A 25,496-nucleotide genomic window follows, 5' to 3' on the forward strand; every position below is an offset into this window, starting at 1 on the left:
CTAGACAGCAAAACTAGAGATGGGATTCTAATGCGGTAGAACGGCCGTTCTAATCGCGGCGGCGGCAAAACTGAGGGCTTGCCAATCTCCGGCGGGCCTGTAATGATTCAGCAGCGAGTTACCAAAAACACAAAAAGGAGAATCAGGATGCAGTATTTTGTTACCGGTGCGACTGGCTTCATCGGCAAGCGTTTGGTCAAGAAATTGTTGGCCCGCAAAGGCAGTGTAGTGCATTTCCTCCTGCGTGAAACCAGCCGCGACAAAATACCCTCCCTGCTCGAGTTTTGGGGCGTCGGCAAGACCCGCGCCATCCCCGTTTTCGGCGACCTGCGCAGCCCCAAGCTGGGGGTGTCCAAGGAGGATATCAAGGCGCTGAGCAAGAACATCGACCACTTCTACCACCTCGCCGCCGTCTACGACATGCTGGCCGAGGCCGACGAGCAGATCGCCGTCAACGTCGACGGCACCCGCAACACCGTCGAGTTCGCCAACGCGATCCAGGCCGGCATCCTGCACCACGTCAGCTCGATCGCCGCCGCCGGCATGTTCGAAGGCATCTTCCGCGAGGACATGTTCGACGAGGCCGATGGCTCGAACCACCCCTATTTCGCCACCAAGCACGAGTCCGAGAAGATCGTGCGCAACGAGACCAAGGGCGCCTGGCGCGTCTACCGGCCCGGCATGGTGGTGGGCGACTCCAAGACCGGCGCGGCCGACAAGGTCGACGGCCCCTACTACTTCTTCAAGCTGATCCAGCGCATCCGCCAACTGCTGCCGCCGTGGATGCCGACCGTCGGCATCGAGGGCGGCCGCATCAACATCGTGCCGGTCGACTATGTGGTCGACGCGATGGAGCACATCTCCCACCTGCCCAAGCTCGACGGCCGCGCCTTCCACCTGACCGACCCCGAGCCGATGCGCGTCGGCGAGGTGCTCAACACCTTCTGCCGCGCCGCCCACGCGCCGACCATGAGCATCCGCATCAACGCCGCCCTGTTCGGCTTCATCCCCAAGTCCATCCGCCAGGGCGTGTTCGCGCTGTCGCCGGTGCGCCGGCTGCGCGACGCCATCATGAACTAACCTGGGCCTGCCGAACGACCTGATGAACTTCATCAACTACCCGACCCGCTTCGACAACCGCGACACCGCCATCGCCCTCAAGGGCAGCGGCATCGCCTGCCCGCGCCTGGAACACTACGCCGCGCCGGTGTGGGACTACTGGGAGCGCCACCTCGACCCGGCGCTGTCCATCGACACCACCTTGCGCGGCCAGGTGGCCGGCAAGGTGGTGCTGGTGACGGGCGGCTCGTCGGGCATCGGCCTGGCGGCGGCGCACAAGCTGGCCGAGGCCGGCGCCGTCACCATCATCTGCGGCCGCGACGGGGACAAGCTGGCCGCCGCCAAGGCCGAGGTGGAGGCGCGCGGCCACAGCCTGATCACCTACCAGGCCGACGTCGCCGACATGGCCGACTGCGACCGCTTCGTCGCCCTGCTGATCGCCGAGCACGGCGGCGTCGACGTGCTGGTCAACAACGCCGGCCGCTCGATCCGCCGCGCCATCGAGGCCAGCTACGACCGCTTCCACGACTTCGAGCGCACCATGCAGCTGAACTACTTCGGCTGCCTGCGCCTGACCATGGGCCTGCTGCCGCGGATGATCGCGCAACAGCGCGGCCACGTCGTCAACATCTCCTCGATCGGCGTGCTGACCAACGCGCCGCGCTTCTCCGCCTACGTCGCCTCGAAGGCGGCGCTGGAGGCGTGGACGCGCTGCGCCGCGTCGGAGCTGGCCGACGTCGGCGTCAAGTTCACCACCATCAACATGCCGCTGGTGCGCACGCCGATGATCGCGCCGACCAAGCTCTACCAGAACGTGCCGACCCTGTCGCCGGAGGAGGCGGCCGAGATGATCGCCGAGGCCATCGTGCACCGGCCGGTGCGCATCGCCACCCGGGTCGGCGTGTTCGGCCAGGTGCTGCACGCGCTGCTGCCGCGGGTGGCGCAGATCGTGCTCAACACCTCGTTCCGCATGTTCCCCGACTCGGACGCGGCGCAGGGCGGCGACGGCAAGAAGGCGCCGCCGATGAGCTCGGAGCAGATCGCCATGCAGCAGCTGCTGCGCGGCGTGCATTTCTAGACCGCCGCCAATCGATACCGGCGCCCGTCAGCGTAATCGGGCGCCGATGCCGCACGAAGTGCCATCATCCATCAGCTTAAAACACTGTGCGGCGTCAAGGCCACGCCATGTTGGGAGTACCCATAATGTGGCATGTGGCGAATCGAAGAACATCGACAGGTGGCGCGAGTACTATCCGATACAGTGCCGGTCGACATTCGCAAGCGCTACGAAAAATGGAAGCAAATTGCTCAACTCTCTGGACCACTGGGGTTGCGTGCGATCAAGGGGTTCCACGACGAAGCGCTTTCCGGCCAATGGCACAAGCATCGCTCCTCACGACTTGGATTAAAATGGAGGGTGATTTATCAGATCGTTGGAGACGTATTTCTGATTCAGGTCGTTCACATTACTGCCCACGATTACAGGAGGCCGTGAAATGGCTCCGTTCCAACCTGCGAAAAAATGCGTTGACGTATCTGTCGGCGAATCCGTCCGCATCCTGCGTGAATTGCAGGAACTCAGCCAAATCCAGCTGGCCGGCCTTACCGGCATCGCTCAGGCAACGATCGCATCCATCGAAAACGACGAGGAAGAACTGGATGTGGCGCGCGCCAAGGTGCTGGCCCGCGCTTTGCGCTGCCATCCAGCAGTACTGGTATTCCCCGGCTGGGATATTGCGGCCGAAAGTGCGGCCTGAGTCGAACAGCAACACAAGACTCGATACAGGCAATACACGAGATTACCAAGTGAAAACCATCGCAAGCATCGCACTGCTGTGAGCGCTCGTGCCCGCGCGGGCGGCGCCGCTCAAACCGGTGCTGGCCTGCCAGTTGGCCGCCGGACAGCGCGTTGAACTGCTCAGCGAGACGCGCGGGCCGGACGGCGACGCCTTGTTCCTGAGATTCTCGGGCGCGCCGCAAAAAGCCTTCGACGACTTCCCCCTGGCGGAGTTGGTCGGCAAGGTAGTGCTGGCCAAATGCGTCGACCGGGTTCTGCTGTTCGGCCTCGACTCCGGCCCGCCCTACCTCAAGTCAAGGGCGCGCCGCCTCACGACACCAGGCGCGGCCCGTGCACCAGGGCGTGCAGGCGGAAGCCCTCGCGGATGTTCTCGCGCAGCACGGCGCCCTTCCACGGCTTGGTGTAGAAGCGGTCGATGGCGCCGTGGTTGATGGCGGCCATGATCGGCGTCAGGTCGGCGTAGGCCGACAGCATGATGCGGAAGGTGTCCGGCGCCAGGTTCTTGACCCGCTCCATGAACTCGGTGCCGCTCATCAAGGGCATGCACTGGTCGCACAGGATCACCTGGACGCGGTGGCGCGCCAGCACGTCGAAGCCCTCGGCGGCGGTCTGCGCGGTGAGGATGCGGTAGCCGTCCTGGGCCAGGAAGTCGGTCAGCACGTCGAGCATGAAGGCGTCGTCGTCGACGATGAGCAGGGTCTGCTGGTCGGGCGCCGCCTCGTCGACCGGCGCCAGCAGGGAGCGGCCCTCGCGCAGCATCGCCTCGAACTCCTCCTCGGGCAGCGGGCGGCTGAAGTAGTAGCCCTGCATCTCGTCGCAGCCGTGGCGGCGCAGGTAGGCCAGCTGGGCCTCCTTCTCGACGCCCTCGGCGATCACCTCGAGCTTCATGCTGTGCGCCATGTTGATGATGGCCAGCACGATGGCGGCGTCGTCCGGGTTGCTGGTGACCTCGCGCACGAAGGCGATGTCGATCTTCAGCTTGTCGATCGGGAAGCGCTTCAGGTAGGCCAGGCTGGAGTAGCCGGTGCCGAAGTCGTCGATCGAGATCTGGATGCCCAGCGCCTTCAGGTTCTGCAGCACCGTGATGGTCTCCTCGGCGTTCGACATCAGCGAGCTCTCGGTGAGCTCGAGCTCGAGCAGCTCGGGGGCGATGGCGTGCTCGGTGATGGCGCGCATCACCTCCTCCTCCAGGCCGCCGACGAAGAACTGGATGCCCGAGACGTTGACCGACAGGTGCACCGCGCCGGTGCCCGACCTGCCCCATTCGCTGATCTTGCGGCAGGCCTCGTGCAGCACCCAGGTGCCGACCCGCACGATCAGCCCGGTCTCCTCGAGGATGGGGATGAACAGGGCCGGCGAGACCATGCCGTGGCCGGGCCGCTTCCAGCGGATCAGCGCCTCGGCGCCGCTGATGCGGCCGCTGCCGATGTGCACCTTGGGCTGGAAGAACAGCACGAATTCGTTGTGGTCGATGGCGCGGCGCAGCGCGTTCTCCAGGTCGAGCCGGGCCAGCGACTGGGCGTTCATCTCGGCGGTGAAGAAGCGGAAGGCGTCGCGGCCGGCCTCCTTGGCGCGGTACATGGCCGTGTCGGCGTACTGGATCAGGGTGTCCGGGTCGAGGCCGTCGTCGGGGAACACCGAGATGCCGATGCTGGCCGTCACCGTCACCTCGTGGCCCTTCAGGTCGAAGGGCTTGCGCATGGCGTCGCGGATCTTGTCGACCACGGCGATGGCGTTCTGCGCGCCCTCGGGCAGCATCAGGATGGCGGCGAACTCGTCGCCGCCGAAGCGGCCGATGGTGTCGCGCACCCGCAGGCAGTCGACCAGGCGGCTGGAGAACTGGCGCAGCAGCTCGTCGCCGATGGTGTGGCCGAGCGTGTCGTTGACGTTCTTGAAGCGGTCGACGTCGAGGAACAGCACGGCCAGCGCCCACTTGTGCTCGGCCGCCTGGCCCAGCGAGTGGCTCAGCGAGTCGTAGAACTGGCTGCGGTTGGGCAGGCCGGTCAGGGTGTCGAAGTGGGCCAGCTTGAGCAGGCGCTGCTCGGCCTCCTTGCGCTCGGTGATGTCGCGCGCCACCGCCACCAAAATCCAGCTCTGCCCCGAGCGCAGCGTGCGGCGCTGCACCTCGACCGACAGCGGGCTGCCGTCCTTGCGCTGCAGCAGCAGCTCGGCCATGGCGCCGCTCTGGTCGCCCGACAGCAGCTTGTCGTACAGGTCGTCGAGCCGGTTCAGGTCGCCGTCGACCGCCTTGTTGGGGCCGACCTTGAGGAAGTCCTCGCGCTCGTAGCCGAGCATGCGGCAGGCGGTGACGTTGACGTCGACGAAGCACATGCCGGCGCGGTCGACCAGGAAGATGGCGTCGGCGGTGGCGTCCATCGCCAGGCGGAAGCGGCGCAGGTCACTCGTCGAGGCGGATGCGGGCGTTCATGTCCAAGGTCAGCTGGGCGTGGTGGCGCTTGATCTCCTCGTACAGCAGCAGGTTCTCGTAGGCCACCGAGATCTGCGCGGCGACGGTGGCGGCGACCCGCTCGTCGACCTCGGAGAACTCGTCGGCGCCGAGCTTGTCGACCAGGTAGAGCCAGCCGTGGGTGCGCTCGCGCGAGGCGATCGGCACGCCGAGGAAGGAGTGCACCGGCGGGTGGCCGGCCGGCAGGCCGATCTCCTGCGGGTCGCCGCCCAGGTCGTTGATGCGGCAGGGCTGGCGGTGCTCGAGCAGCTTGCCGAGGATGCCGGCGCGCGGCGTGGCGGCGATCTGCCGGGCCTGCTGGCCGATGCCGCAGGAGGCGAAGTAGCTGAGCTCGGCCGCGCCCAGCTCGAGCACGCCGATGCAGGCGTATTTGGAGACGCAGATGTTCTGCGCCACGCGGCAGCCGATCTCGATCAGCGCCAGCGGGTCGCGCTCGGCGCCGAGCTCGATGCCCAGCTCGATGAGCGCGGTCAGGCGCAGGCTGACCGCCTGCAGGCTGGAGAGCGAGCGCGACAGCCGCTCGGTCATCAGCGACAAATTCTCCGGCTGGGCCGCCGCGCCGTCCTGGTGGTTGGCCAGCTGGGTGATCAGCTGGCTGCTCGACTCCAGCTCCCCCAGATATTCGGCGACCTTGTTGTCGATGCCGTGGAAGCGGCCGGCGGCCGGCGGTTCGGGCGCGAAGCCGGGCAGCAGCTCGGGCTCGGCGGCCAGGCCGAGCGCCTCGTGCACGGTGCGCAGGATGACGTCGGGGTCGGACGGCTTGGGCAGCACCCAGCGCACGCCGCAGGCCTGCGCCACCGCCATCGCCTCGCGCTCGCGGTAGGTGGCGGTGTAGAAGATGATCGGCACCTCGGCCGTGGCCGGGTCGCTGTGCATGCGGGTGACGAACTCGTAGCCGTCCATGTTGGGCATCAGGATGTCGGAGATGACCAGGTCGGGCCGCTCGGCGTGGACCATCTTCAGGCCCTCGGCGCCGTTGGCCGCCTCGAGCAGGCGGTGGCCGCCGTAGCCGAGCAGGGTCATGAGGAACTCGCGGTTGAGCACGTGGTCGTCGACGATCAGGATGGTGGCCACGTCGGGCTTGGCCGGCGCCAGGGTGCCGGGCAGGAAGGCCTCGATCTGGGTGACGAAGGAGTCCGGCTCGATCGGCTTGCCGATGTAGCCGTCGAAGCCGGCCGCCAGCAGGCGCTCGCGGTCGCCCACCATGGCCAGCGCCGTCACCGCCAGCGCCGGGATGTGGGCCAGCGCGGCGTCGGCCTTGAGCGCGGCGACCACGCCGTAGCCGTCCAGCTTGGGCAGGTGGACGTCGCAGATGATCAGGTCGGGCAGCTCGCGCCCGGCCACCGCCACGCCCTCCTCGCCGTCGTGGGCCTGCAGCGGGGTGTAGCCGAAGGCGCGCAACAGATAGACCATCAGCTCCATGTTGGTCGGGTTGTCTTCGATGATGAGGATGCGGGCTGACACGTTAGCGCTCCAGGTTGATCATATTGCTACGCGGGAGCGCCGTGCCGCCCTCGCGGCGGCGGCCGTCCCGATGGGTCGGGTTAGTCAAGGGGCAGCGCCAGCGTGAAGGTGCTGCCCTCGCCGGCCCGGCTGTCGAACAGGATCTGGCCGCGCAGCAGGCCGGCCAGCTTTTGGCTCAGGTGCAGGCCCAGGCCGGTGCCCTCGTACTGCCGGGTGCTGCCGGCGTCGAGCTGGGTGAAGGCCTGGAACAGCTTGTCGCGGTGCTCGGCGGCGATGCCCACGCCGGTGTCGCTGACGCTGAAGGTGACGCATTCGCGCTCGTCGAAGCGGGCCACGCTGAGCCGCACCGAGACCTCGCCCTGCTCGGTGAACTTGACGGCGTTGTTGACCAGGTTGATGAGGATCTGCTGCAGCGCGCGGCGGTCGCTCAGCAGGCCGATGTCGTTCGGCGTGGCGCAAAACTCCAGCCGCAGGCCCTTGTCGCGCGCCAGCGGCTGGAAGCTCTGCAACAGCTCCTCGACCAGGGCGCGGCACTGCAGCGGCTCGAAGTGCAGCTCGACCTTGCCCGATTCGATGCGGGTCAGGTCGAGCAGGTCGTTGATCAGCGACAGCAGGTGGCGCGCGCTGGCCTGGATGGTGCGCAACTGCTTGTCCTGCGGCTCGTTGAGCGGCCCGGGCAGGCGCATCAGCAGGGTGCCGGTGAAGCCGATGATGGCGTTGAGCGGGGTGCGCAGCTCGTGCGACATGCTGGCCAGGAACTGGTCCTTGGCGCGGTTGGCGCGCGCCAGCGCCAGGTTGTTCTCGTGCAGCGTGCTCTCGATCAGCTTGCGCTCGCTGATATCGCGGATCGCGCTCATGATCAGGGTGCCCTGCTCCGTCTCGATCGGGCTCAGGCTGATCTCGACCGGGAACTCGCGGCCGTCCCGGCGCAGGCCGTACAGGTCGCGCCCCGAGCCCATCGGGCGCGGCCGCGCCTGGGCGAAATAGCCGCTGCGGTGGCCGACGTGGCCGTCGCGGAAGCGCGCCGGCATCAGTTGTTCGAGCGGCATGCCGCGCATGGCGCCGTGGGGGTAGCCGAACAGCGCCTCGGCCTGGCCGTTGGCCAGCACCACGCGGCCGCTGGCGTTGGCCATGACGATGGCGTCCGGGGTCGACTCGAGCAGGCCGCCGTAGCGCGCCTCGAGCAGCTTGGCGTCGCGCAGCACCTTGAGCTGGGTGACGTCCTTCTTGCTCCACAGGATGTACTCGACGGCGCCGTCGGCGCCGCGGATGGCCTTGGCCGAGCCGTCGACATACACCAGGGCGCCGCTCTTGGCGCGCCGCATCGACTCGTAGTTGTAGCCGCCGTCGGCCAGCGCGCGGCCGTTTGCGGCGCCCTCCTCGTCGACCTGGCCGGGCAGCATGATCAGCTCGTCGAGCGGGCGGCCGACGGCCTCGTCGTCGGCATAGCCGAACACGGCGGCGGCGCCCGGACTCCAGCACAGCACCTCGCCGGCCGGCGTCGTCAGGATGACGGCGTCGGGGGTCTCGTTCAGGATCAGGCTGCCGAAATCGATTGCCATCGTGGACCTTGTGTGGGGGTGCCGTGGACGTGAACGGCGCACGAATAACCATACAGCAACACACGCCCGATATTCTCACAAAAACTCACCAACCGCCCCTTCCTTCGACCGCAAAACAACAGCCGGGCGCTGCCGCTGGAAAACAGTCTACCGAAGCCGGCCGGCGCTGTCCACCGCCCCGCGCGGCGGCGCGCAGGCGGCGATTTCGGCCAGCACGCATTGCATCACGCTAGCGTCCGAGCCCAGCGCGACGTGGCCGACGGCGCCGAAGGCCAGGTTGCGCGCGCCGGCCAGGCGGGCCGAATCCTGCGGCGCGACGATGTTGTCGTGGTGCGAGAAGAGCGAGACGACGGTGGCGCCGGCGCCGGCGGCCTCGGCCCGCGCCAGCGCCGCCAGCCAGGCGCCGCCGTGGCGCATCTGCGCGGCGTTGGCGCCGGGGCCCAGGCGGGCCAGCGCGGTGCCGTGGTGCGGACTGCCGAGGGTGATCAGGCGCGCCACCCGGGCCGCGCCGTCGGCGCGCAGGTAGCTGCGCGCCACCAGGCCGCCCATGCTGTGGCCGAGCAGCACCACCTGCGGCGCGCCGGTGCGCGCGCACAGCATGGCGACGGCGGCGCGCACCTGGGGCACGAAATCGTCGATGGCGGCGCCGGGCGGCGCCAGGTCCAGCGCGTAGTGGCTGATGCCGGCGCGGCGCAGCCGGCGGCCCAGCCGGCGCCAGTAGCCGCCGTTGCAGGCGTAGCCGTGCAACAGCAGCACCGGCGGCGCGGCCGGCGCCGCTGTGGCCGGCACGGCCGGCGGCGCCGGCGCCAGCCACATCGGCGACGGCAGCAGCATGTCCCAGGACGAGCTGCGCAGGCTGGCGGCGAACTCGCGCCAGCACAGGCGCAGGGCGGCGGCCGGGCCGAGCTGGAACTCGGCCGGCACGGCGCTGCGCCAGCGCCGGCTCAGGCGGAAGTTGTTCAGGTTGATGGCCAGCCGCAGCGCCAGCACGGCGCCCGCCCCGGCCGCCAGCGCCGCCGCCGGCTGCCAGCCGGCGCCGCGCCACAGGCCCCAGGCCAGCGCCAGCGCGGCCGACGCCTGCACCGCCAGCAGCAGGGCCAGCAGGCGGCGGATCATGGCGCGGTCCGCGCCGACACGCGGCCGGCGGCGGGGCCGGCGGCGGCCGCCGCCGGCGCGCCGGCGCTGGTCGCGGCGGCCATGCTCAGGCCCGCGGGCGCGGCGCCGGCCGCCCCGTCATCTGCTCGGCCAGCCGGCTGGCCAGGCGCGCGGTGATGCCGTAGATCGACAGCTGCGGGTTGGCGCCGATCGAGGTGGGGAACAGCGAGCCGTCGTGCACCGACAGGTTGGCCACGCCGTGGTAGCGGCCGTCGGCGCCGACCACGCCGAGCCGCTCGTCGTCGGACATGGTGCAGCCGCCCATCACGTGGGCCGACACCACCCGCGTCGCCAGCGTCTTGAACGGCAGCGCGTTGATGCCCTTGCTGGCCGCCGCCCAACTGGCGTACTGGCCGGCCGACTCGTGCACCGGCGTCACCGTCTTGGCGCCGGCGGCGAACTGGATCTCGGCCATCGACAGCATAGCCCGGCGCACGCCGTCCCAGACATAGTCGCTGATCGGGTAGTCGAGCACCGGCGCGCCACGGCCGTCGACGGCCACGCTGCCACCCGGCGCGTCGCGGTGGAAGCCGTCGCGCAGCAGCGCCAGCAGGGCGTGGATGTGGGGGAACTGCGCCATCATGGCGGCGTGCGCGGCGCCGAAGCCGGCCATCGTCGTCGACAGCAGCAGCGGGTGCAGCGGCGGCGCCTCCAGCTTGTAGCCGATCGGACCGTCGACCGGGCCGCTGTGCAGGAAGTGGTCGGAATAGATCGACTGCGGCGCGCCGGCGTAGCCGTCGACGCGCTGCTCGAACAGGCCGGCCGAGATGATGGTCGGGTGCAGGAAGGTGCGCTTGCCGAGCAGGCCGTGCGGGTCGGGCGCGGCTGAGCGCAGCAGCAGGGCCGGCGAGTTGATGGCGCCGCCGGCCAGCACGAAGTGCTTGGCGCGCACGCTGACGCGGCGCCCGGTCTCGGCCAGGCCGGCGGCGTCGAGGGCGACGCAGTCGAGTTGCTCGACGCGGCCACCGCGCAGCACGAAGCGCTCGGCGCGCACCCGCGTCAGCAGGCTGGCGCCGTGCGACAGCGCCGACGGGATGGTGGTCACCAGCATCGACTGCTTGGCGTTGGTCGGACAGCCCATGCCGCAATAGCCCAGGTTCCAGCAGCCGTTGACGTTGCGCGGGATGACCGCCGTCGACACGCCCAGCTTGGCCGCGCCGCGCCGCAGCAGGTCGTTGTTCTCGTTCGGCGCCGCCGCCCAGGGGCTGACGTGCAGGCGCTGCTCCATCAGCGAAAACCAGGGCGCCAGCGCCTCCTCGCTGTAGTCCTTCAGGCCGAAGTGCTGCTGCCAATGGGCCAGCGTGGCCGGCGGCGTGCGGAAGCTGGAGGTCCAGTTGACGGTGGTGGTGCCGCCCACGGTGCGGCCCTGCAGGATGTTGATGCCCTTGTCGCGCGTCTTGCGCGCGGCCGATTCCTGGTACAGCGCCGGGTAGGCCTCGGCCTCGCGCATTTTGAAGTCCTTCGACGACTTCAGGGCGCCCTCCTCGATGATCAGCACCTTCAGCCCGGCCAGGGCGAGGATCTCGGCGGTGACGCCGCCGCCGGCGCCGCTGCCGATGACCACCACGTCGGCCTCGATGCTGCGGTCCTCGCTGAGCTCGGCGCCGTCGGTGACCAGCCAGCCGGCGGCCAGGCCGGCCTGGATCGGATCGGGGATCACCGTGCGGGCGGTTGCGGTGGCGGTATTGATGGGGATGATGGTGTCGGTCATTGCGGCTTCCGAAAAGGTGGCGCGCGGCGCGGCGCGGACGGCGCGGCGCGGCGCGGCGCGGCGGTTCTATTCTAGGGGCTGGGCCAGTTTCCTGGCGCGCGAATTAGGCTGCGGGTGCGGGCCGGGGCCCGCGCTGGGGTCGGCTCAGGCCAGTTCCTTGATCGGGCCGGGATAGCCGATCGCCGGCCAGCTGGCCGGGTCGGAATACCAGGCGCCGAGCACCAGGTCGTGCAGCGCGTGGTAGGCCGTTTGCAGCGTGGCCAGGCGGTGGTGGCGCCAGCTTTGCAGGAACTCGTCGACCTGGGCCGGCGTGGCGCCGGCCCAGTCGCCGGACACGCCGGCCAGGAAGCGCCGCGCCGGCGCCAGCGCCAGCAGGCCGAACAGGTCCTGCACCTCCTTCTGCGTGGCCAGCGGCAGGCCCGGACGGCGCCCTTGACCCGCTCGGCGGTGTGGGCCACGGCGGCGGCGCGCGCCGCCGGTTCGATCGGCAGCGTGCCGGCCAACAGCGCCGGAATCACCGCGCCCAGCACCAGGCTGGCGTCGCCGTCGAGGGCGAAGGGGGCCAGCGGCGCCGGCCCGCGCACGGCGCGGTAGACGGCGCCCCCGGCGGCCAGGCCGATGGCGCCGATCAGCCCCAGCTTCAAAAATCGTCTGCGCTTCGTCTGCATGTCTCCATCCTGTTGTGGTTTTCTTATCCAGGCAGTGTACGACAAAGCCCCGGCCGCCCCGGCGGCAAAAATAGAGGGCCAGATCTACTCACTTCTGGTACAACGCAGGAATGAGAAAAGAACAGTTGGTGCAGACCCTGGAGGAGCAACTGCGCACCGTCAAGGCGGAGCGCCAGAGCGCCATGCGCGATCCGGCCCTGCTGGCGGCGCGCACGGCGCTCAAGCAATTCCAGTCGGGCCGGCTGGCGGCCAGCCACGCCGACCTGCTGGCGGCGCCCGACAGCGGCGACGCCGCGCTGTTTTTCCTCGACGAGCTGTACGGCGCCCACGACCTGGGCCGGCGCGACGCCGACCTCGAGCGCATCATCCCCACCCTGCAGCGCGTGCTGCCGCTCGACGCGCTGCGGGTGATCACCGAGGCGATCGTGCTCGACGCCCTGTCCGAGCGGCTCGACACGGCGATGGCGCGGGCGCTGGGCGAGCGCTTCGACCAGGCCGGCTACCTGGCCGCCTACCGCGCCACGGCGGCGCCGGCCGAGCGCGAGCGCCAGCTGGCGCTGGTGCAGGCGCTGGGCGAATCGCTGTGCGCGCTGGTCAAAGTGCCCTTCCTCAGCGCCACCCTGGGGGTGATGCGCGGGCCGGCGCGGCTGGCCGGGCTGGGCGAGCTGCAGCGCTTCCTGGAACGCGGCTTTGGCGCCTTCAAGAAGATGAAACAGGCCGGCCGCTTCGTCGACACCATCGTCGGCCGCGAGCGCCAGGTGATGCGCAACATCTACGCCGGCGCGGCGGAGCCGTTCGCGCCGGACTGACCGTCGCCGGTGACGACGCTTGCCACGGACAAGGAGCCAGGGTCAGACCCTAGGGTCTGACCCTATGTTCGCGTCGGCGGTACTGTCGACCCGCAGGGCGCCGTCCTCAGCCCTTGTCCGCGCCGCCCTTGCCGTCCGGACGCGGCGCCACCATCTGGCGGGCGATGCCGCGCAGGATGTTGACCTCCTCGGTCTCGAGCTGGGCGCGGGCGAACAGGCGCTTCAGGCGCGGCATCAGCTTGCGCGGGCTGGCGGCGTCCAAAAAACCGATCTCCACCAGCGAGCGCTCGAGGTGCTGGTACATGCCCTCGATCTGCTCGTGGCTGGCGGCGTGGCCGTGGAAGCCGACCTCGGAGACGCTCTGGCGGCCGTCCAGCGCCGCCATGCGGCACTCGTAGGCCAGCACCTGGGCCGCCTGGGCCAGGTTCAGCGAGGAGTAGTCGGGGTTGGCCGGGATGTTGATGAGCACGTTGCACTGCTCGACCACCTCGTTCGGCAGGCCGAAGCGCTCGTTGCCGAAAATCAAGGCCGCGTTCAGCTCGGGCTGGCCGGCCAGCTGCTCGGCCAGCCGGCGCGGCGCCAGCACCGGCGGCGAGAACTCGCGCAGCCGGGCCGACACGGCGGCGGCGAAGTTGACGCCCTCGAGCGCCTCGGCCATGCTGCCGACGACGCGGGCCTTGGCCAGAATGTCCTGCGCGCCGCTGGCGAAGGCGACCGCCTCGGGGTCGGCCAGGGCGTTGTCGAAGCGGGGCGTGACCAGCACCAGCTCGCTGAAACCCATGGTTTTCATGGCGCGGGCGACGGCGCCGATGTTGCCCGCGCGGCTGGTCTGGACCAGAATAAATCGCAGCCGAGTGAAAAGAGACGTGTTGATTTCGGGCAGGTTCATTTAAAATAGCGCTATTGCGCGGTATCGATACGGAAAATTCGGGGATGTCAGCAGCCAGCCGGGGTGGATTTGTCACCCGGCGGCGCTGCCAGACGGGATTTTAACCTTTCGGCGCCGCACCGCTCTTTAATTCATTCTTGTACTCTATTGCCCCGCCGGGACGGTTGTCGCCCCGGTGGGCGATAGCGTTCTTTTACCGGAAGCTTACATGCACCCAATGCTCAACACGGCGATCAAAGCCGCCCGCCGCGCCGCCGCCGTCATCAACCGCGCGTCCTTCGATCTCGACCGCGTCACTGTGACCGAGAAACAACACAACGATTTCGTCACCGACGTCGACCAGGCCGCCGAACAGGCGATCATCGAGGTGCTGTCCAAAGCCTACCCCGACCACGCCTTCCTGGCCGAGGAGTCGGGCGCTTCCAAGAACGCCAACGACGAGACCGAATTCACCTGGATCATCGACCCGCTCGACGGCACCACCAACTTCATGCACGGCTTCCCGCAGTACTCGATCTCGATCGCCCTGGCGCAGCGCGGCGTGATCACCCAGGCCGTCATCTACGACCCGGTGCGCAACGACCTGTTCACCGCCACCAAGGGCGCCGGCGCCTACTTGAACGACAAGCGCATCCGCGTCACCAAGCTCGACCGCATCGCCAACGCCCTGCTGTCGACCGGCTACGTGGCCGGCAGCCCGCGCGCGCTGGCCGAATACCTGAAGATGTACGGCATCATGGCCGAGCGCTGCCACGGCGTGCGCCGCCCCGGCAGCGCCGCGCTGGACCTGGCCTACGTCGCCGCCGGCCGCCTCGACGGCTTCTACGAGAAGGGCCTGAAGCCCTGGGACATCGCCGCCGGCGCCCTGATGGTGACGGAATCGGGCGGCATCGTCGGCGAGTTCAGCGGCGAGTCCGACTACCTGTACAAGGGCGACATCATCGCCGCCAGCCCGAAGATCTTCGGCCAGATGGTCGGCCTGCTGGGCGAATTCGCCTAAGCGGCGCACTTTGTTACAAAAAAGGAGGGCCGCGGCCCTCTTTTCGTTTCCGTGTTGAAACAAGCGCCGGCGTATGCTGTTATACTCCGGCCTGCGGCCCCCTGACCAGTCCTTAGCCGCTGTCTCCCCCAATCCGATTGCCTGCGACTGGCGCCATCCGTGGCGACAGGCCGATCTTTACATAAAGCTAACATGTCCTTTTCCACACTCGGTTTGTCCGACGCCATCGTGCGTGCCGTCACTGAAGCCGGCTACACCACGCCGACCCCGATCCAGATGCAAGCCATTCCAGCCGTGCTGAACGGCGGCGACCTGCTGGCCGGCGCGCAAACCGGCACCGGCAAGACCGCCGGCTTCACGCTGCCGATCCTGCACCGCCTGTCGACCGACGCCAGCGGCGCGGCGATGACCGGCAACACCTCGCAACGCCCGATCCGCGCGCTGATCCTGACCCCGACGCGTGAACTCGCCGCGCAGGTCGAGGAAAGCGTGCGCATCTACGGCAAGTACACCAAGCTGAACTCGACCGTGATCTTCGGCGGCGTCGGCATCAACCCGCAGATCAAGCAACTGAAACACGGCGTCGACATCCTGGTGGCCACCCCCGGCCGCCTGCTCGACCACATGGAACAGCGCACCGTCGACCTGTCGAAAGTGGAAATCCTGATCCTCGACGAAGCCGACCGCATGCTCGACATGGGCTTCATCCGCGACATCAAGAAGGTGCTCGCCGTGCTGCCGAAGAAACGCCAGAACCTGCTGTTCTCGGCCACCTTCTCGGAAGAGATCAAGGCCCTGGCCGACGGCCTGCTGAACAAGCCGGCGATGATCGAAGTGGCGCGCCGCAACTCGACCGTCGAAGTGATCGCGCAGAAGATCCACCCGGTCGACCGCGACAAGAAGCACCCGATGCTGTCCTACCTGATCAAGACCAACAACTGGAGCCAGGTGCTGGTGTTCACCCGCACCAAGCACGGCGCCAACAAGCTGGTCGAGCAGTTGAACGCCGACGGCATCGGCGCCATGGCGATCCACGGCAACAAGAGCCAGTCGGCGCGCACCAAGGCGCTGTCCGAGTTCAAGGACAACAAGCTGCAGGTGCTGGTCGCCACCGACATCGCCGCGCGCGGCATCGACATCGACCAACTGCCGCACGTGGTCAACTACGACCTGCCCAACATTCCCGAGGACTATGTGCACCGCATCGGCCGCACCGGCCGCGCCGGCGCCACCGGCGAAGCCGTGTCGCTGGTCTGCGTCGACGAGCACGACATGCTGAAGGACATCGAGAAGCTGATCAAGCAAACCCTGCCGCGCGCCGTGATCCCCGGTTTCGAACCGGACCCGACCGCGCGCGCCCAGCCGGTGCAACTGCGCAGCGGCACCGGCGGCCACCGCAACGGCGGCCGTAGCGGCGGCGGTGGCGGCGGCGGCGCGGTGGTGCGCGTCAAGGCGGCCGGCGGCGGCGCCAAGCCGCGCGGCGCCAGCGGCAACGGCGGCCCCGCGGCCGGCGGCGGCGGCGGTGCCCGCAGCGGCGCGCCACGCTCGGCGGCGCCACACCGCTCCGGCGGTCGCGGCCGCTAAGCAGCAGCCAGTAGTAAATTTGTAAAGACAATCAGCCACTGCCACCCTCCGGGGTCGCGGTGGCTTTTTTTACCCCTCCCCCGGGACACGGACGCCGGGGTCTGACCCCGTACGGGGTCAGACCCCTTTGCTTGCGGGGTAAGACCGGCATCCCGGCGCCCCGTGAAGAGACGTTTTCGTGGTGTACGGTTTGCCCGGGTCCGGTCGTTTTTGGATTAGGATATCGACTTGGCCCTGCGCCGCGCCGCGCATCCCAGCCCTTTGCCAGGAGTTTCCATGCCCAAATTCGCCGCCAACCTGTCGATGCTGTTCACCGAGGCGCCCTTCCTCGACCGCTTCGCCCTGGCCCACGAGGCCGGCTTCGCCGGCATCGAGTTCCTCTTCCCCTACGCCTACGAGGCCGAGCAGATCGGCGAGCGGCTGCGCCGCCACCGCTTGCAGCTGGTGCTGCACAACCTGCCGCCGGGCGACTGGGCCGGCGGCGACCGCGGCATGGCCTGCGACCCGCGCCGCGCCGACGAGTTCAAGGACAGCGTGCGGCTCGGCCTGGAGTACGCCACCGAGCTGGGCGTGCCGCAAGTGCACTGCATGGCCGGCATCACCCCGGCCGGGCTGGCGCCGGAGCGGGCCCGCGCCACGCTGGTGGAAAACCTGGCCTGGGCCGCCGACCAGTTCCGCCCGCACAACATCGCCGTGCTGATCGAGCCGATCAACCACTACGACATGCCCGGCTACTTCCTCAACCACAGCGCCCAGGCCTGCGAGATCCTGGCCGAGTGCGCCCGCGACAACCTGTTTTTGCAGTACGACATCTACCACATGCAGCGCATGGAGGGCGAGCTGAGCAACACCATCCGCGCCCGCCTGCCGCTGATCCGCCACATGCAGCTGGCCGACACGCCGGGCCGCCACGAGCCGGGCACGGGCGAGATCAACTACCGCCACCTGTTCGCCCTCATCGACGAGCTCGGCTACGACGGCTGGATCGGCTGCGAATACCATCCCAAGGACGGCACCGTCGCCGGCCTCGGCTGGCGCCAGGCGCTGACGGCGGTCTGAGCCACCAACCAAACGCGGCGGCGGCGCGGCGTGGCGGCGGCGCCACGCCGCGCCCCGCCCGGCGCCACCAAGGCGGCCCCGTCCTTGCCGCGATTGCGGTTTCGCAAGCCGCCGCCGCACCGACGCGCAACAATGAGTCTGACACCGACCCGCCGTGGAAGGACTTATGAAATCGCCCAATATCGCCGCGCTCCTCCTCCTGCTGGCCGCCCTGGCAGGCTGCGCCGGCAACAGCCCGCGCCTGCAGGCGGTGCGCGCGCTCAGCGCCGAATCGTCCAAGCTGGGCGCCTTCAACGAGCTGAGCCAACGCTTCCGCGACACCTACCCGCGCCAACAACCCTATCTGACGCCGGCCGCCGACGCCCGCGAGCGCCAGCTCGACGCCGCCCGCCAGGCCGCCTACCCCGACTTCATCGCCATCGAAAACGGCGTCGCGCTGTATCTGCGCGCGCTGGGCAAGCTGGCCGGCGACGAGCGCTTCGACCTGGAGGACCAGGTCAAGGCGATGAGCGGGGCCATCAAGGCCTGGCCCGACAGCGGCCTCGACGACCGCCACGTCAACGCCTACGCCGGCCTGACCCGGCTGATCACGCGCGCGCTGACGGCGCGCTACCAGGACCGCGCCGTCGAACAGATGCTCAACGACGGCCGCGACGAGCTGCGCCAGCTGCTCGACGCCATGGCCGCCCTGCTGCGCTACTACGACAAGACCCACGACAACGAGCAGCGCATCGTGCTCGGCACGCTGGAAAGCGAAATCCCCTTCGTCGACAATCCGCGCGAGCATCTGCTGGCGGCGCTGGCCAAGGCGCACCAACAGGCCAAGGTGGCCGAGTACCGGCTGATCGGACGGCGCTTCACCCTGGCCGAAAGCAATCTGGCCGCGCTCAGCCAGGCCCACCAGGCCGCGCTGCAACTATGGCCGCCGCGCGACGACGTCAAGAGCGCGCCCGGCGCCAAGGCCGCGCTCGGCGGCGCGCCGAGCGCCGTCACGGCCGTGGCCGCCGCGCCCGCCGCCAGCCACCCCTAAGCCAGGAGCCCCGCCATGACCATTCCCACCGCAGCGCCGGCCAGCGGCGCCGACCTGGAGGCGCTGGCCGACCAATTGTCGGCCGCCGCCAACGCCCTGCACGCGCGCCTGCTGCGCGGCCTGCGCCAGCCGCAGGCCGGCGGCGCGCCGCCACTGAGCCAGCCGCAGGCCCAGGCCCTGTTCGAGGACGAGGTGGCGCTGCGCCAGCGCGCCAACGGCCTCTACCTCGACAGCGCCCGGCTGGCCGCCGTCGGCCTGGGCGGCGCCCAGCAACAGTTGCTGGCCCTGACGGCCCGCGCCGGCGAGCAGATCGCCCACCTTGAACACGTCCGCGACCTGGTCGAGCTGGCCGCCGAGCTGGTCGAACTGGCCGGCGCCGTCGTCGGCGGCAAGCCCGAGCACATCCCGGCGCCGCTGGAGAAGATCCGCCGCCACCTCGCCGCGCTGGGCCAGGCCGCCCCGGCCGGCGCGGCCGGACCGGCCGCGCCGCCGGCCCGGACCTGAGGCGCGCGGCCTGAGGTCGCGGCTTGACGCGCGTCGTGCCCGGCGGCCGAACAATCGGCGCCGTTCTCCGGTCAAACACTAGACCGGTCAGCCCAGACCACCACCGCACCAGCGAGCCGCCCATGCACGGACTGGACCCAGAACAATTCGCAAGCCTGAGGGAACGGCTCGAGCAAGCCCGCGCCGCCCTGTTCGTCCAGCTCGCCGGCGAGCTCGACGTGCAGGCCGGCGCGCTCGGCGCGCCGCTGCGCGAACCCGAGGCCTCGCCGGCCGACAACGCCAGCAACCGCACCTTGAGCGAGCTGGCGCAGGGCACCGTCGAGCACACGGCGCGCCAGTTGAAGCTGGTGCGCCACGCCCTGGCCAAGCTGGAGGACGGCGAGTACGGCCTGTGCGAGCAGTGCGGCGGGCCGATCGGCTACTCGCGGCTACAGGCGCGGCCCGAGGCGCGCCTGTGCATCGTCTGCCAGACGCGCGCCGAGCGGCCGCCGCGCTAGCGACCGCCGGCACCGCGCGCCAAGGCGGGGTGCCAAGGCGGGCGCCTCAACGCATGTGCTGGCCGCCGTTGATGGCGATCTCGGCGCCGGTGACGAAGGCCGACTGCTCCGACGCCAGGTAGGCCACCAGCGCCGCCACCTCGTAGGGCTCGCCCAGGCGGCCGAGCGGGATCTGCGGCAGGATCTTGTCGCGCATCACCTCGGCCGGCACCTGGGCCACCATCGCCGTGCGCAGATAGCCGGGCGCGACGGTGTTGACGGTGACGCCGTGGCGCGCCACCTCCAGCGCCAGCGCCTTGGTGAAGCCGTGCATGCCGGCCTTGGCCGCCGCGTAGTTGGCTTGGCCGAAGGCGCCCTTCTGCCCGTTGACCGAGGAAATGTTGATGATGCGCCCCCAGCGCCGCTCGAGCATGCCGTCGAGCACCTGCTTGCTCATGTTGAAGACGCTGTCGAGGTCGACGCGCATGACCTCGTCCCAGTCCTCCCGCGTCATCTTGCGCAAGCTCTGGTCGCGCGTGATGCCGGCGTTGTTGACCAGCACGTCGACGCCGCCCAGCTCGGCGCGCAGGCGCGCCACCATCGCCTCGCAGTCGGCGTAGTCGCCGACGTCGACCTGGTAGCCGCGGAAGCGGAAGCCCTCGTCCTTCTCCGCCTCGATCCAGTGCTGGAAGCGCTCGTTGCCGGGCGAATAGGTGGCGGCGACGCTGAAGCCGTCGCGGTGCAGGCGGCGGCACAGCGCCGTGCCCAGCCCGCCCATGCCGCCGGTGACCAGCGCCACGCGCTTGGCGGCCGGCTTGTCGTTTTTCTGTCCGTTGTTGTTGTTCTGGTTCATTCCGGGTTCCTTGTCGTTGTCAATATAACCACCACAAGTGTATGAGCCAGATCGAAGCGGACCTTGCGCCAGATCAAACACGGCGTCCGCCGCCATGCGCGCGCACCGACCGCCGGCGCCGGCCTATAATGGAATAGCCGGCCACCGCAGGGACGGCAGCGAGGTTACGCCATGTCGTACAAAACCATCCTGGTCCATCTGGACGAATCGCCCCGGCTGGCCGAGCGGGTGCGCCTGGCGGCGACGCTGGCGCTGGCCGACCAGGGCCACCTGATCGGCGTGGCGCTGACCGGCATCGCCCGCCTGGCCTACCGCGACGGCCACATCGACGAGCAGGACCCGCACCTGGCGCTGCACCTGAACCTGCTGCGCGAACGGGCCGGCCGCGCGCTGGCCGGCTTCGCCGCCCAGCTCGACGCCCTGGGCCTGCGCTCGCACGAACAACACGTCGTCGACGACGACGCCGGCACCGGCCTGAGCCGGCAGGCCCGCCACGCCGACCTGGTGGTGATCGGCCAACGCCAGCCCGGCCGCGGCGGCGCCCTGCTGGGCGACCTGGCCGGCCACGTGCTGCTGCACGGCGGCCGGCCGCTGCTGGTGGTGCCGGACAGCGGCGCCTCGCGCGTCCCGCTCGAGCGCGTGCTGGTGGCCTGGGACGGCGGCCGCGAGGCGGCGCGGGCGGTGACGGCGGCGCTGCCGCTGCTGCGCCGCGCCGTGCAGGTCGACCTGGCGGTGTTCGCGCCGGCCGAGCCCGGCGCCGACGACGCGGCGGCCGACGCCGCCATCGTCGCCCATCTGCGCCGCCACGGCGTGGCCGTCGAGCTGCTGGCGCGGCCGGCGCCGGCGTCCGGCCTGCTGCGCCATTCCGACCAGGTCGGCGCGGCCCTGCTGGCGCTGGCGGCCGAGCGCCACAGCGACCTGCTGGTGATGGGCGGCTACGGCCATTCGCGGCTGCGCGAGATCCTGCTCGGCGGCGTCACCCGCACGCTGCTCGAACAGGCCACGCTGCCGCTGCTGATCGCCCACTGAGGCGCCCCCACTGAGGCGCGCCAACTGAGGCGCGCCGGCGGAGGCGCCGGCGCGGCCGGCCGGGGCTAGTCCGGCAACCAGGGCTGGCTGCGGATCTTCGCCACCTGGCGCAGCGCCAGCCACTTCCACAGCTGCAGCGCCTCGTCGCGGCCCAGCGCCAGCATGCGGCGCGGCGCCGCCAGGGCGATCTCGCAGTCGCGGTCGGACCATTCGCCGAAACGGATCGCGCCGCCGCCGGCCACCTCGACCTCGTACATCAGGCCGTCGTCGTAGCCGAAGCGCAGCACCGTGCTGGCCGCGCCGTCGTCGTCGGCCGGCGCCGCGCCGTCGTAGACCTCGGCCAGCGCCGTGGCCAGTTGGGCCTCGGTCGGCGACGCCACCTCGCGGCCGTCCGCCCGGGTGAGCACTACCCATGCCTGTGTCATTGCCGCCTCCCTCTCCACGCTCGCGAGCCTGCCGACGATTTTTTATTGTAGCAACTATCGTACCGAAAAGAATCACGGCTGCGTCAAATTGTTGCGCCGGCGCGCAACAGGGCGCGCATGAAAAAACTTACCCCGGCGTTGACGGCGGGCACGGGCTTGGCCGTATAATCAATGCGCCGCCCGCCCGGGACGGCGCCACGGCCAGCTTTCATTGTGATAGGAAAGCCTGATGGACCTCGACGCTACGCAAGCCACCCCGCCCGCCGGCATCGACCTGGCCGCCGCCGCGCGCCTGCCGTTGTCGTTCGAGCAGGCCCCGGTCGGCCTGCTCTGCCTCGACCTGGACGGCCGCATCGTGCGCGCCAACGAACGCGTTTGCCAATTGCTCGAACTCGACCAGGCGGCCCTGCTGGGGCGCCACTACGCCGACTGCCTGGCCGGCGGCGACGCGGCCCAGCGCGCCGCGCTGCCGCAAGGCCAGGCCGCCAACGCGGTGCTGCGCCGCCACCGCAAGGACGGCACGCCGTGCTGGAACGAGCTGCTGGTCTCGCCGGTGCCAGGCGAGGACGGCCGCACCAGCCACTACATCGGCTTCCTCAGCGACGTCACCGCGCTCAAGGAGAAGGAGCAGCGGCTGGCCTTCCAGGCCAGCCACGACGAGCTCACCGGCCTGCCCAACCGCGCCCTGTTCCAGCAGCGCCTGGAGCAGGCGATGGCGCAGACGGCCGCGCGCGGCGGCGCCATGGCCCTGCTCTGCCTGGGCGTCGACAACTACGCGCTGGTCAACGAGAGCCTCGGCCGCGCCGCCGGCGACGCCCTGCTGGCGGCCGTCGCCGCCCGCCTGCAGGGCTGCATGGGCGAGCACGACACCGTCGCCCGGCTGGGCGACAACGCCTTCCTGGCCATCCTCGGCCGGCTGGCCGGCGGCGCCGACGTGGCGCCGCGCTGCCAGGCCATCTTCGCCGCGCTGGCGCCGCCGCTCGCCTTCGAGCAGCAGCAGCTGCACGCCACCGCCAGCATCGGCGTCGCGCTCTACCCGCAGGACGGCGCCGACGGCGCCACGCTGACCCGCTACGCCGACCTGGCGCTGTCGCGCGCCCGCGCCGAGGGCGGCGGCCAGTGCCTGTTCTTCTCGGCCGAGATGAACCAGCGCACGCTCGAGCGCATCGGCCTGGAGGCGGCGCTGCGCCTGGCCGTCGCCGGCGACGAGCTGCAACTGCTGTACCAGCCGCTGGCCGACCTGCAGACGGGCGACCTGTGCAGCCTGGAGGCGCTGGTGCGCTGGCAGCACCCGCAGCAGGGCCTGCTGGCGGCCGACCGCTTCATCCCCGTCGCCGAGGCGGCCGGCCTGACCGAGGCGATCGGCCAGTGGGTGCTGCGGCGCGCCTGCCGCGACCTGCGCGCCTGGCGCGACGCCGGCCGGCAGGCCATCCCGGTGGCCATCAACATCTCGCCGCGCCAGTTCCACGACCGCGGCCTGGTCGACGCCGTCGCCGCCGCGCTGGCCGAGCACGGCCTGGGCGCCGGCGCGCTGACCCTGGAGATCACCGAGGCGGCGCTGCTGCGCGACGCCGCCGCCGGCAGCGCCTGCCTGGAGCGGCTGCGCGCCCTCGGCGTCGGCCTGACGCTGGACGACTTCGGCACCGGCAGCTCGTCGCTGAGCAACCTCAAGCGCTTCCCCTTCGACGCCCTGAAGATCGACCGCGCCTTCATCCGCGACGTCGCCACCGACGCCGGCGACGCCGCCCTGTCGAAGACCATCATCTCGATGGCGCACAACCTGGGCATCAAGGTGGTCGCCGAGGGGGTCGAGACGGAGGCGCAGTGCGACTTCCTGCGGCGCAACATGTGCGACCAGATCCAGGGCTACCTGTTCGCCGCGCCGCTGCCGCGCGAGCAGCTCGACGCCCTGCTGGCCGAGCCGCGCCGCCTGCCGCCGCACCTGCTGCGCATCCAGCGGCAAAAGCGCAGCCTGCTGCTGGTCGACGACGAGCAGAACATCGTCGCCGCGCTCAAGCGCCTGCTGCGCCGCGACGACTACCAGATCTACACCGCCAACAGCGGCCAGGAGGGGCTCGACCTGCTGGCCCAGCACGCCGTCGACGTGATCGTCTCCGACCAGCGCATGCCCGGCATGATCGGCGCCGACTTCCTGCGCAAGGCCAAGCTGCTGTACCCGGAAACGATCCGCATCATGTTGTCGGGCTACACCGAGCTGCAGTCGGTCACCGACGCCGTCAACGAGGGGGCGATCTACAAGTTCCTCACCAAGCCGTGGGAGGACGAGCTGCTGCGCGGCCACATCGCCGAGGCCTTCCGCATGAAGGAGATCGCCGACGACAACGAGCGCCTCAACCTCGAGGTGCGCACCGCCAACCACGAGCTGGCCTCGACCAACCGCCGCATGGAGGAGCTGCTCAAGCAGAAGCAGCAGCAGATCCACCGCGACGAGATCAGCCTGAGCATCGCCCGCGAGCTGTTGCAGCACCTGCCGCTGCCGGTCATCGGCATGGACGACGACGGCATGATCGCCTTCATCAACGGCGCCGCCGGCGCCCTGTTCCACGGCGGCGGCGCGCTGCTCGGCAACGAGGCCAGCTGCGTGCTGCCGCAGCTGTTCCCGGCCGGCGGCGCGGCGCCCGACGGCGCCGGCCACAGCCACCGCGCCGAGATCGACGGCCAGTGCTACGCCGTGGTGGTCTACCCGATGGGCGAGAGCTCGGCCTCGCGCGGCAGCCTGATCACCCTGAGCCGCTGCGGGGTGGCGCCGTGAGCGGGCGCCGCGTCGAGCTCGACGCCGCCGCCGCCGGCATGGTGCTGGCCGAGGCCCTGCTCGACGGCCACGGCGCCGTGCTGCTGCCGTCCGGCGCCACGCTGAGCGAGGCGACGCTGGCCTCGCTGCGCCGCCGCGGCGTCGAACACTGCTGCGTGCTCGAGGCGGCGGCGGCGCCCGACCCGGCCGCGCTGGCGCGCCAGCGCCAGCACGACGTCGAGCGCCTGGCCCGGCTGTTCCGCCACCACGGCGGCGGCGCCGAGGCCGGGGCCGGGGCCGACGGCGGCGCCGAGCTGCTGCGCCTGCTCACCGCCTACCGCCGGGGGGAGGCGCCATGAGCGGCTTCCTGCTCGACCTCGACAGCGTGGTCAAACAGATCCAGCACCTGCCCTCGCTGCCGGCGGTGGTCGTCGAGCTGCTCTCGAGCATGGAGCAGGACGACATCGACACCCACGCGCTGGCCGCCAAGATCACCCTCGACCAGTCGCTCACCGCCAAGACGCTGCGCCTGGCCAACTCCTCGTTCTACGGCATGTCGGCCAAGGTCACCAGCATCGGCCAGGCCATCTCGGTGCTCGGCTTCCACAGCATCCGCACCCTCGTCACCGCCTGCTCGGTGACGGCCAGCTTCGCCCCCGGGCCGGGCATGCGCTTCGACTTCCCCGGCTTCTGGCGCCATTCGGTCGGCACCGCCGTCTGCGCCCGCCTGCTGGCGCCGCGCCTCGGCCAGAACCCGGAGACGGCCTTCACCGCCGGCCTGCTGCACGACTTGGGCACGCTGGTGCTGGCGACCCGCTTCCCGGCCGACTACCAGGCGGTCGAGGACTGGCGGCGCCGGCACGACTGTTCGGCCGGCGCCGCCGAGCTGGCCGTGTTCGGCTTCGACCACGCCATGGTCGGCAGCGCGCTGGCGGCGCGCTGGAAGTTCCCGCAGAAGATACAACAGGCCGTCGCCGCCCACCACGACGGCGCCGACGCCAGCCCCTCGCTGGCGCTGGCCGTCTACCTGGCCAACGTGCTGGCCCACGCCCTCGACCTGGCCGGCCAGGAGGACGACCAGGTGCCGCCGCTGGCGGCGCCGGCCTGGGCCGCGCTGGCGCTCGACGAGGCGGCGGCCAACGCGCTGTTCGCCGAGGCCGAGCAACAATTCCACGACATGTGCCAGATCCTGGTCAACTGAA

The 25,496-nt window shown here is 70.3% G+C and carries 22 protein-coding genes and 2 pseudogenes; 15 read left to right on the forward strand and 9 right to left on the reverse strand.

Annotated elements, in window-relative coordinates:
• Positions 1-27: 27 nt before the first annotated feature.
• On the reverse strand, positions 28-234 hold the full coding sequence (locus tag QC826_RS19160; protein ID WP_279766643.1) for a hypothetical protein: 207 nt from the start codon (positions 232-234) through the stop codon (positions 28-30).
• On the opposite strand from QC826_RS19160, the pseudogene QC826_RS19165 reads away from it, so the two are divergent.
• From QC826_RS19165 to QC826_RS19175, 3 genes and pseudogenes are all read left to right on the forward strand, one after another.
• Positions 148-2,137, forward strand: a pseudogene (locus tag QC826_RS19165) (SDR family oxidoreductase). The gene QC826_RS19160 and the pseudogene QC826_RS19165 sit on opposite strands and share 87 nt — an antisense overlap.
• Before the next feature lie 132 nt (positions 2,138-2,269).
• Positions 2,270-2,554: a type II toxin-antitoxin system mRNA interferase toxin, RelE/StbE family gene (locus QC826_RS19170; RefSeq protein ID WP_279761992.1), complete on the forward strand. Its 285-nt coding sequence runs from the start codon at positions 2,270-2,272 to the stop codon at positions 2,552-2,554.
• Position 2,555: 1 nt separating this feature from the next.
• A complete protein-coding gene (locus QC826_RS19175) occupies positions 2,556-2,816 on the forward strand; it encodes a helix-turn-helix domain-containing protein (RefSeq protein ID WP_279761993.1) in 261 nt (86 codons plus the stop codon).
• A 350-nt stretch (positions 2,817-3,166) separates the two neighbouring features.
• Here the strand turns inward: QC826_RS19175 and QC826_RS31715 are convergent.
• The 5 genes and pseudogenes from QC826_RS31715 to QC826_RS31305 form a co-directional block, all read right to left on the reverse strand.
• A pseudogene (locus QC826_RS31715) lies at positions 3,167-6,788 on the reverse strand (EAL domain-containing protein).
• A gap of 80 nt (positions 6,789-6,868) precedes the next feature.
• Positions 6,869-8,350, reverse strand: coding sequence for a PAS domain-containing sensor histidine kinase (locus QC826_RS19190; RefSeq protein WP_279761996.1), 1,482 nt, complete (start codon positions 8,348-8,350; stop codon positions 6,869-6,871).
• Positions 8,351-8,497: 147 nt separating this feature from the next.
• Positions 8,498-9,466, reverse strand: a complete 969-nt coding sequence (locus QC826_RS19195; RefSeq protein WP_279761997.1) for an esterase/lipase family protein — start codon at positions 9,464-9,466, stop codon at positions 8,498-8,500.
• 85 nt (positions 9,467-9,551) lie between these two features.
• Complete coding sequence (locus QC826_RS19200; RefSeq protein WP_279761998.1) at positions 9,552-11,216, reverse strand: GMC family oxidoreductase; 1,665 nt, start codon at positions 11,214-11,216, stop codon at positions 9,552-9,554.
• A gap of 144 nt (positions 11,217-11,360) precedes the next feature.
• Entirely contained in the window at positions 11,361-11,609 is a 249-nt protein-coding gene (locus QC826_RS31305) for a hypothetical protein (protein WP_313872688.1), read from the reverse strand.
• 39 nt (positions 11,610-11,648) lie between these two features.
• Here QC826_RS31305 and QC826_RS31310 point away from each other — a divergent pair, with 39 nt between their 5' ends.
• Positions 11,649-11,810, forward strand: coding sequence for a hypothetical protein (locus tag QC826_RS31310; protein ID WP_313872689.1), 162 nt, complete (start codon positions 11,649-11,651; stop codon positions 11,808-11,810).
• A 184-nt stretch (positions 11,811-11,994) separates the two neighbouring features.
• Entirely contained in the window at positions 11,995-12,693 is a 699-nt protein-coding gene (locus QC826_RS19210; RefSeq protein WP_279761999.1) for an FFLEELY motif protein, read from the forward strand.
• Between the two features lie 106 nt (positions 12,694-12,799).
• On the opposite strand, the gene QC826_RS19215 is transcribed toward QC826_RS19210, so the two are convergent.
• The gene (locus QC826_RS19215; RefSeq protein ID WP_279762000.1) at positions 12,800-13,582 is read right to left on the reverse strand and encodes an RNA methyltransferase; all 783 of its coding nucleotides are present in this window, start codon (positions 13,580-13,582) and stop codon (positions 12,800-12,802) included.
• 217 nt (positions 13,583-13,799) lie between these two features.
• Here QC826_RS19215 and QC826_RS19220 point away from each other — a divergent pair, with 217 nt between their 5' ends.
• The 6 genes from QC826_RS19220 to QC826_RS19245 all read left to right on the forward strand — a co-directional run bounded on the left by QC826_RS19220 (position 13,800) and on the right by QC826_RS19245 (position 19,256).
• Positions 13,800-14,582, forward strand: coding sequence for an inositol monophosphatase family protein (locus tag QC826_RS19220; protein WP_093388450.1), 783 nt, complete (start codon positions 13,800-13,802; stop codon positions 14,580-14,582).
• Between the two features lie 192 nt (positions 14,583-14,774).
• Positions 14,775-16,166, forward strand: coding sequence for a DEAD/DEAH box helicase (locus QC826_RS19225; RefSeq protein ID WP_279762001.1), 1,392 nt, complete (start codon positions 14,775-14,777; stop codon positions 16,164-16,166).
• A gap of 276 nt (positions 16,167-16,442) precedes the next feature.
• Positions 16,443-17,225 carry a 2-oxo-tetronate isomerase gene (otnI, locus tag QC826_RS19230; RefSeq protein ID WP_279762002.1) on the forward strand — a complete coding sequence of 261 codons (783 nt, stop codon included), beginning with the start codon at positions 16,443-16,445 and terminating at the stop codon, positions 17,223-17,225.
• Between the two features lie 166 nt (positions 17,226-17,391).
• Complete coding sequence (locus tag QC826_RS19235; protein WP_279762003.1) at positions 17,392-18,255, forward strand: hypothetical protein; 864 nt, start codon at positions 17,392-17,394, stop codon at positions 18,253-18,255.
• A 15-nt stretch (positions 18,256-18,270) separates the two neighbouring features.
• A complete protein-coding gene (locus QC826_RS19240; protein WP_279762004.1) occupies positions 18,271-18,759 on the forward strand; it encodes a hypothetical protein in 489 nt (162 codons plus the stop codon).
• Positions 18,760-18,881: 122 nt separating this feature from the next.
• A complete protein-coding gene (locus QC826_RS19245; RefSeq protein WP_279762005.1) occupies positions 18,882-19,256 on the forward strand; it encodes a TraR/DksA family transcriptional regulator in 375 nt (124 codons plus the stop codon).
• Between the two features lie 46 nt (positions 19,257-19,302).
• Here the strand turns inward: QC826_RS19245 and phbB are convergent, their stop codons facing one another.
• Positions 19,303-20,088, reverse strand: coding sequence for an acetoacetyl-CoA reductase (phbB, locus tag QC826_RS19250; RefSeq protein ID WP_279762006.1), 786 nt, complete (start codon positions 20,086-20,088; stop codon positions 19,303-19,305).
• Between the two features lie 171 nt (positions 20,089-20,259).
• On the opposite strand from phbB, the gene QC826_RS19255 reads away from it, so the two are divergent.
• Positions 20,260-21,117 carry a universal stress protein gene (locus tag QC826_RS19255; RefSeq protein WP_279762007.1) on the forward strand — a complete coding sequence of 286 codons (858 nt, stop codon included), beginning with the start codon at positions 20,260-20,262 and terminating at the stop codon, positions 21,115-21,117.
• A 65-nt stretch (positions 21,118-21,182) separates the two neighbouring features.
• On the opposite strand, the gene QC826_RS19260 is transcribed toward QC826_RS19255, so the two are convergent.
• Positions 21,183-21,542 (reverse strand): hypothetical protein, encoded by a 360-nt coding sequence (locus tag QC826_RS19260; RefSeq protein WP_279762008.1) that lies wholly within the window; start codon positions 21,540-21,542, stop codon positions 21,183-21,185.
• Positions 21,543-21,771: 229 nt separating this feature from the next.
• Between QC826_RS19260 and QC826_RS19265 the strand changes: the two genes are divergently transcribed.
• Genes QC826_RS19265 through QC826_RS19275 form a run of 3 tightly spaced genes read left to right on the forward strand, consistent with a single transcriptional unit; the run spans position 21,772 to position 25,495 of the window.
• Positions 21,772-24,315 carry an EAL domain-containing protein gene (locus QC826_RS19265; protein ID WP_279762009.1) on the forward strand — a complete coding sequence of 848 codons (2,544 nt, stop codon included), beginning with the start codon at positions 21,772-21,774 and terminating at the stop codon, positions 24,313-24,315.
• Entirely contained in the window at positions 24,312-24,653 is a 342-nt protein-coding gene (locus QC826_RS19270) for a hypothetical protein (protein ID WP_279762010.1), read from the forward strand. The genes QC826_RS19265 and QC826_RS19270 overlap by 4 nt, the downstream gene beginning before the upstream one ends.
• Positions 24,650-25,495 carry an HDOD domain-containing protein gene (locus QC826_RS19275; RefSeq protein ID WP_279762011.1) on the forward strand — a complete coding sequence of 282 codons (846 nt, stop codon included), beginning with the start codon at positions 24,650-24,652 and terminating at the stop codon, positions 25,493-25,495. The genes QC826_RS19270 and QC826_RS19275 overlap by 4 nt, the downstream gene beginning before the upstream one ends.
• The last annotated feature ends 1 nt before the right edge of the window (position 25,496 follow it).

Origin of the sequence: Rugamonas sp. DEMB1, assembly GCF_029834475.1 — a bacterium.
Classification (GTDB): Bacteria; Pseudomonadota; Gammaproteobacteria; order Burkholderiales; family Burkholderiaceae_D; genus Rugamonas; species Rugamonas rubra.

Bases quoted from the DNA above. Each gene is read 5' to 3' on its own strand.
- QC826_RS19160 (WP_279766643.1), bottom strand. From the start codon at position 234: ATGCACTACACTGCCTTTGCGGGCCAACAATTTCTTGACCAAACGCTT.
- QC826_RS19170 (WP_279761992.1), top strand. From the start codon at position 2,270: ATGTGGCGAATCGAAGAACATCGACAGGTGGCGCGAGTACTATCCGAT.
- QC826_RS19175 (WP_279761993.1), top strand. From the start codon at position 2,556: ATGGCTCCGTTCCAACCTGCGAAAAAATGCGTTGACGTATCTGTCGGC.
- QC826_RS19190 (WP_279761996.1), bottom strand. From the start codon at position 8,350: ATGGCAATCGATTTCGGCAGCCTGATCCTGAACGAGACCCCCGACGCC.
- QC826_RS19195 (WP_279761997.1), bottom strand. From the start codon at position 9,466: ATGATCCGCCGCCTGCTGGCCCTGCTGCTGGCGGTGCAGGCGTCGGCC.
- QC826_RS19200 (WP_279761998.1), bottom strand. From the start codon at position 11,216: ATGACCGACACCATCATCCCCATCAATACCGCCACCGCAACCGCCCGC.
- QC826_RS19210 (WP_279761999.1), top strand. From the start codon at position 11,995: ATGAGAAAAGAACAGTTGGTGCAGACCCTGGAGGAGCAACTGCGCACC.
- QC826_RS19215 (WP_279762000.1), bottom strand. From the start codon at position 13,582: ATGAACCTGCCCGAAATCAACACGTCTCTTTTCACTCGGCTGCGATTT.
- QC826_RS19220 (WP_093388450.1), top strand. From the start codon at position 13,800: ATGCTCAACACGGCGATCAAAGCCGCCCGCCGCGCCGCCGCCGTCATC.
- QC826_RS19225 (WP_279762001.1), top strand. From the start codon at position 14,775: ATGTCCTTTTCCACACTCGGTTTGTCCGACGCCATCGTGCGTGCCGTC.
- otnI (WP_279762002.1), top strand. From the start codon at position 16,443: ATGCCCAAATTCGCCGCCAACCTGTCGATGCTGTTCACCGAGGCGCCC.
- QC826_RS19235 (WP_279762003.1), top strand. From the start codon at position 17,392: ATGAAATCGCCCAATATCGCCGCGCTCCTCCTCCTGCTGGCCGCCCTG.
- QC826_RS19240 (WP_279762004.1), top strand. From the start codon at position 18,271: ATGACCATTCCCACCGCAGCGCCGGCCAGCGGCGCCGACCTGGAGGCG.
- QC826_RS19245 (WP_279762005.1), top strand. From the start codon at position 18,882: ATGCACGGACTGGACCCAGAACAATTCGCAAGCCTGAGGGAACGGCTC.
- phbB (WP_279762006.1), bottom strand. From the start codon at position 20,088: ATGAACCAGAACAACAACAACGGACAGAAAAACGACAAGCCGGCCGCC.
- QC826_RS19255 (WP_279762007.1), top strand. From the start codon at position 20,260: ATGTCGTACAAAACCATCCTGGTCCATCTGGACGAATCGCCCCGGCTG.
- QC826_RS19260 (WP_279762008.1), bottom strand. From the start codon at position 21,542: ATGACACAGGCATGGGTAGTGCTCACCCGGGCGGACGGCCGCGAGGTG.
- QC826_RS19265 (WP_279762009.1), top strand. From the start codon at position 21,772: ATGGACCTCGACGCTACGCAAGCCACCCCGCCCGCCGGCATCGACCTG.
- QC826_RS19275 (WP_279762011.1), top strand. From the start codon at position 24,650: ATGAGCGGCTTCCTGCTCGACCTCGACAGCGTGGTCAAACAGATCCAG.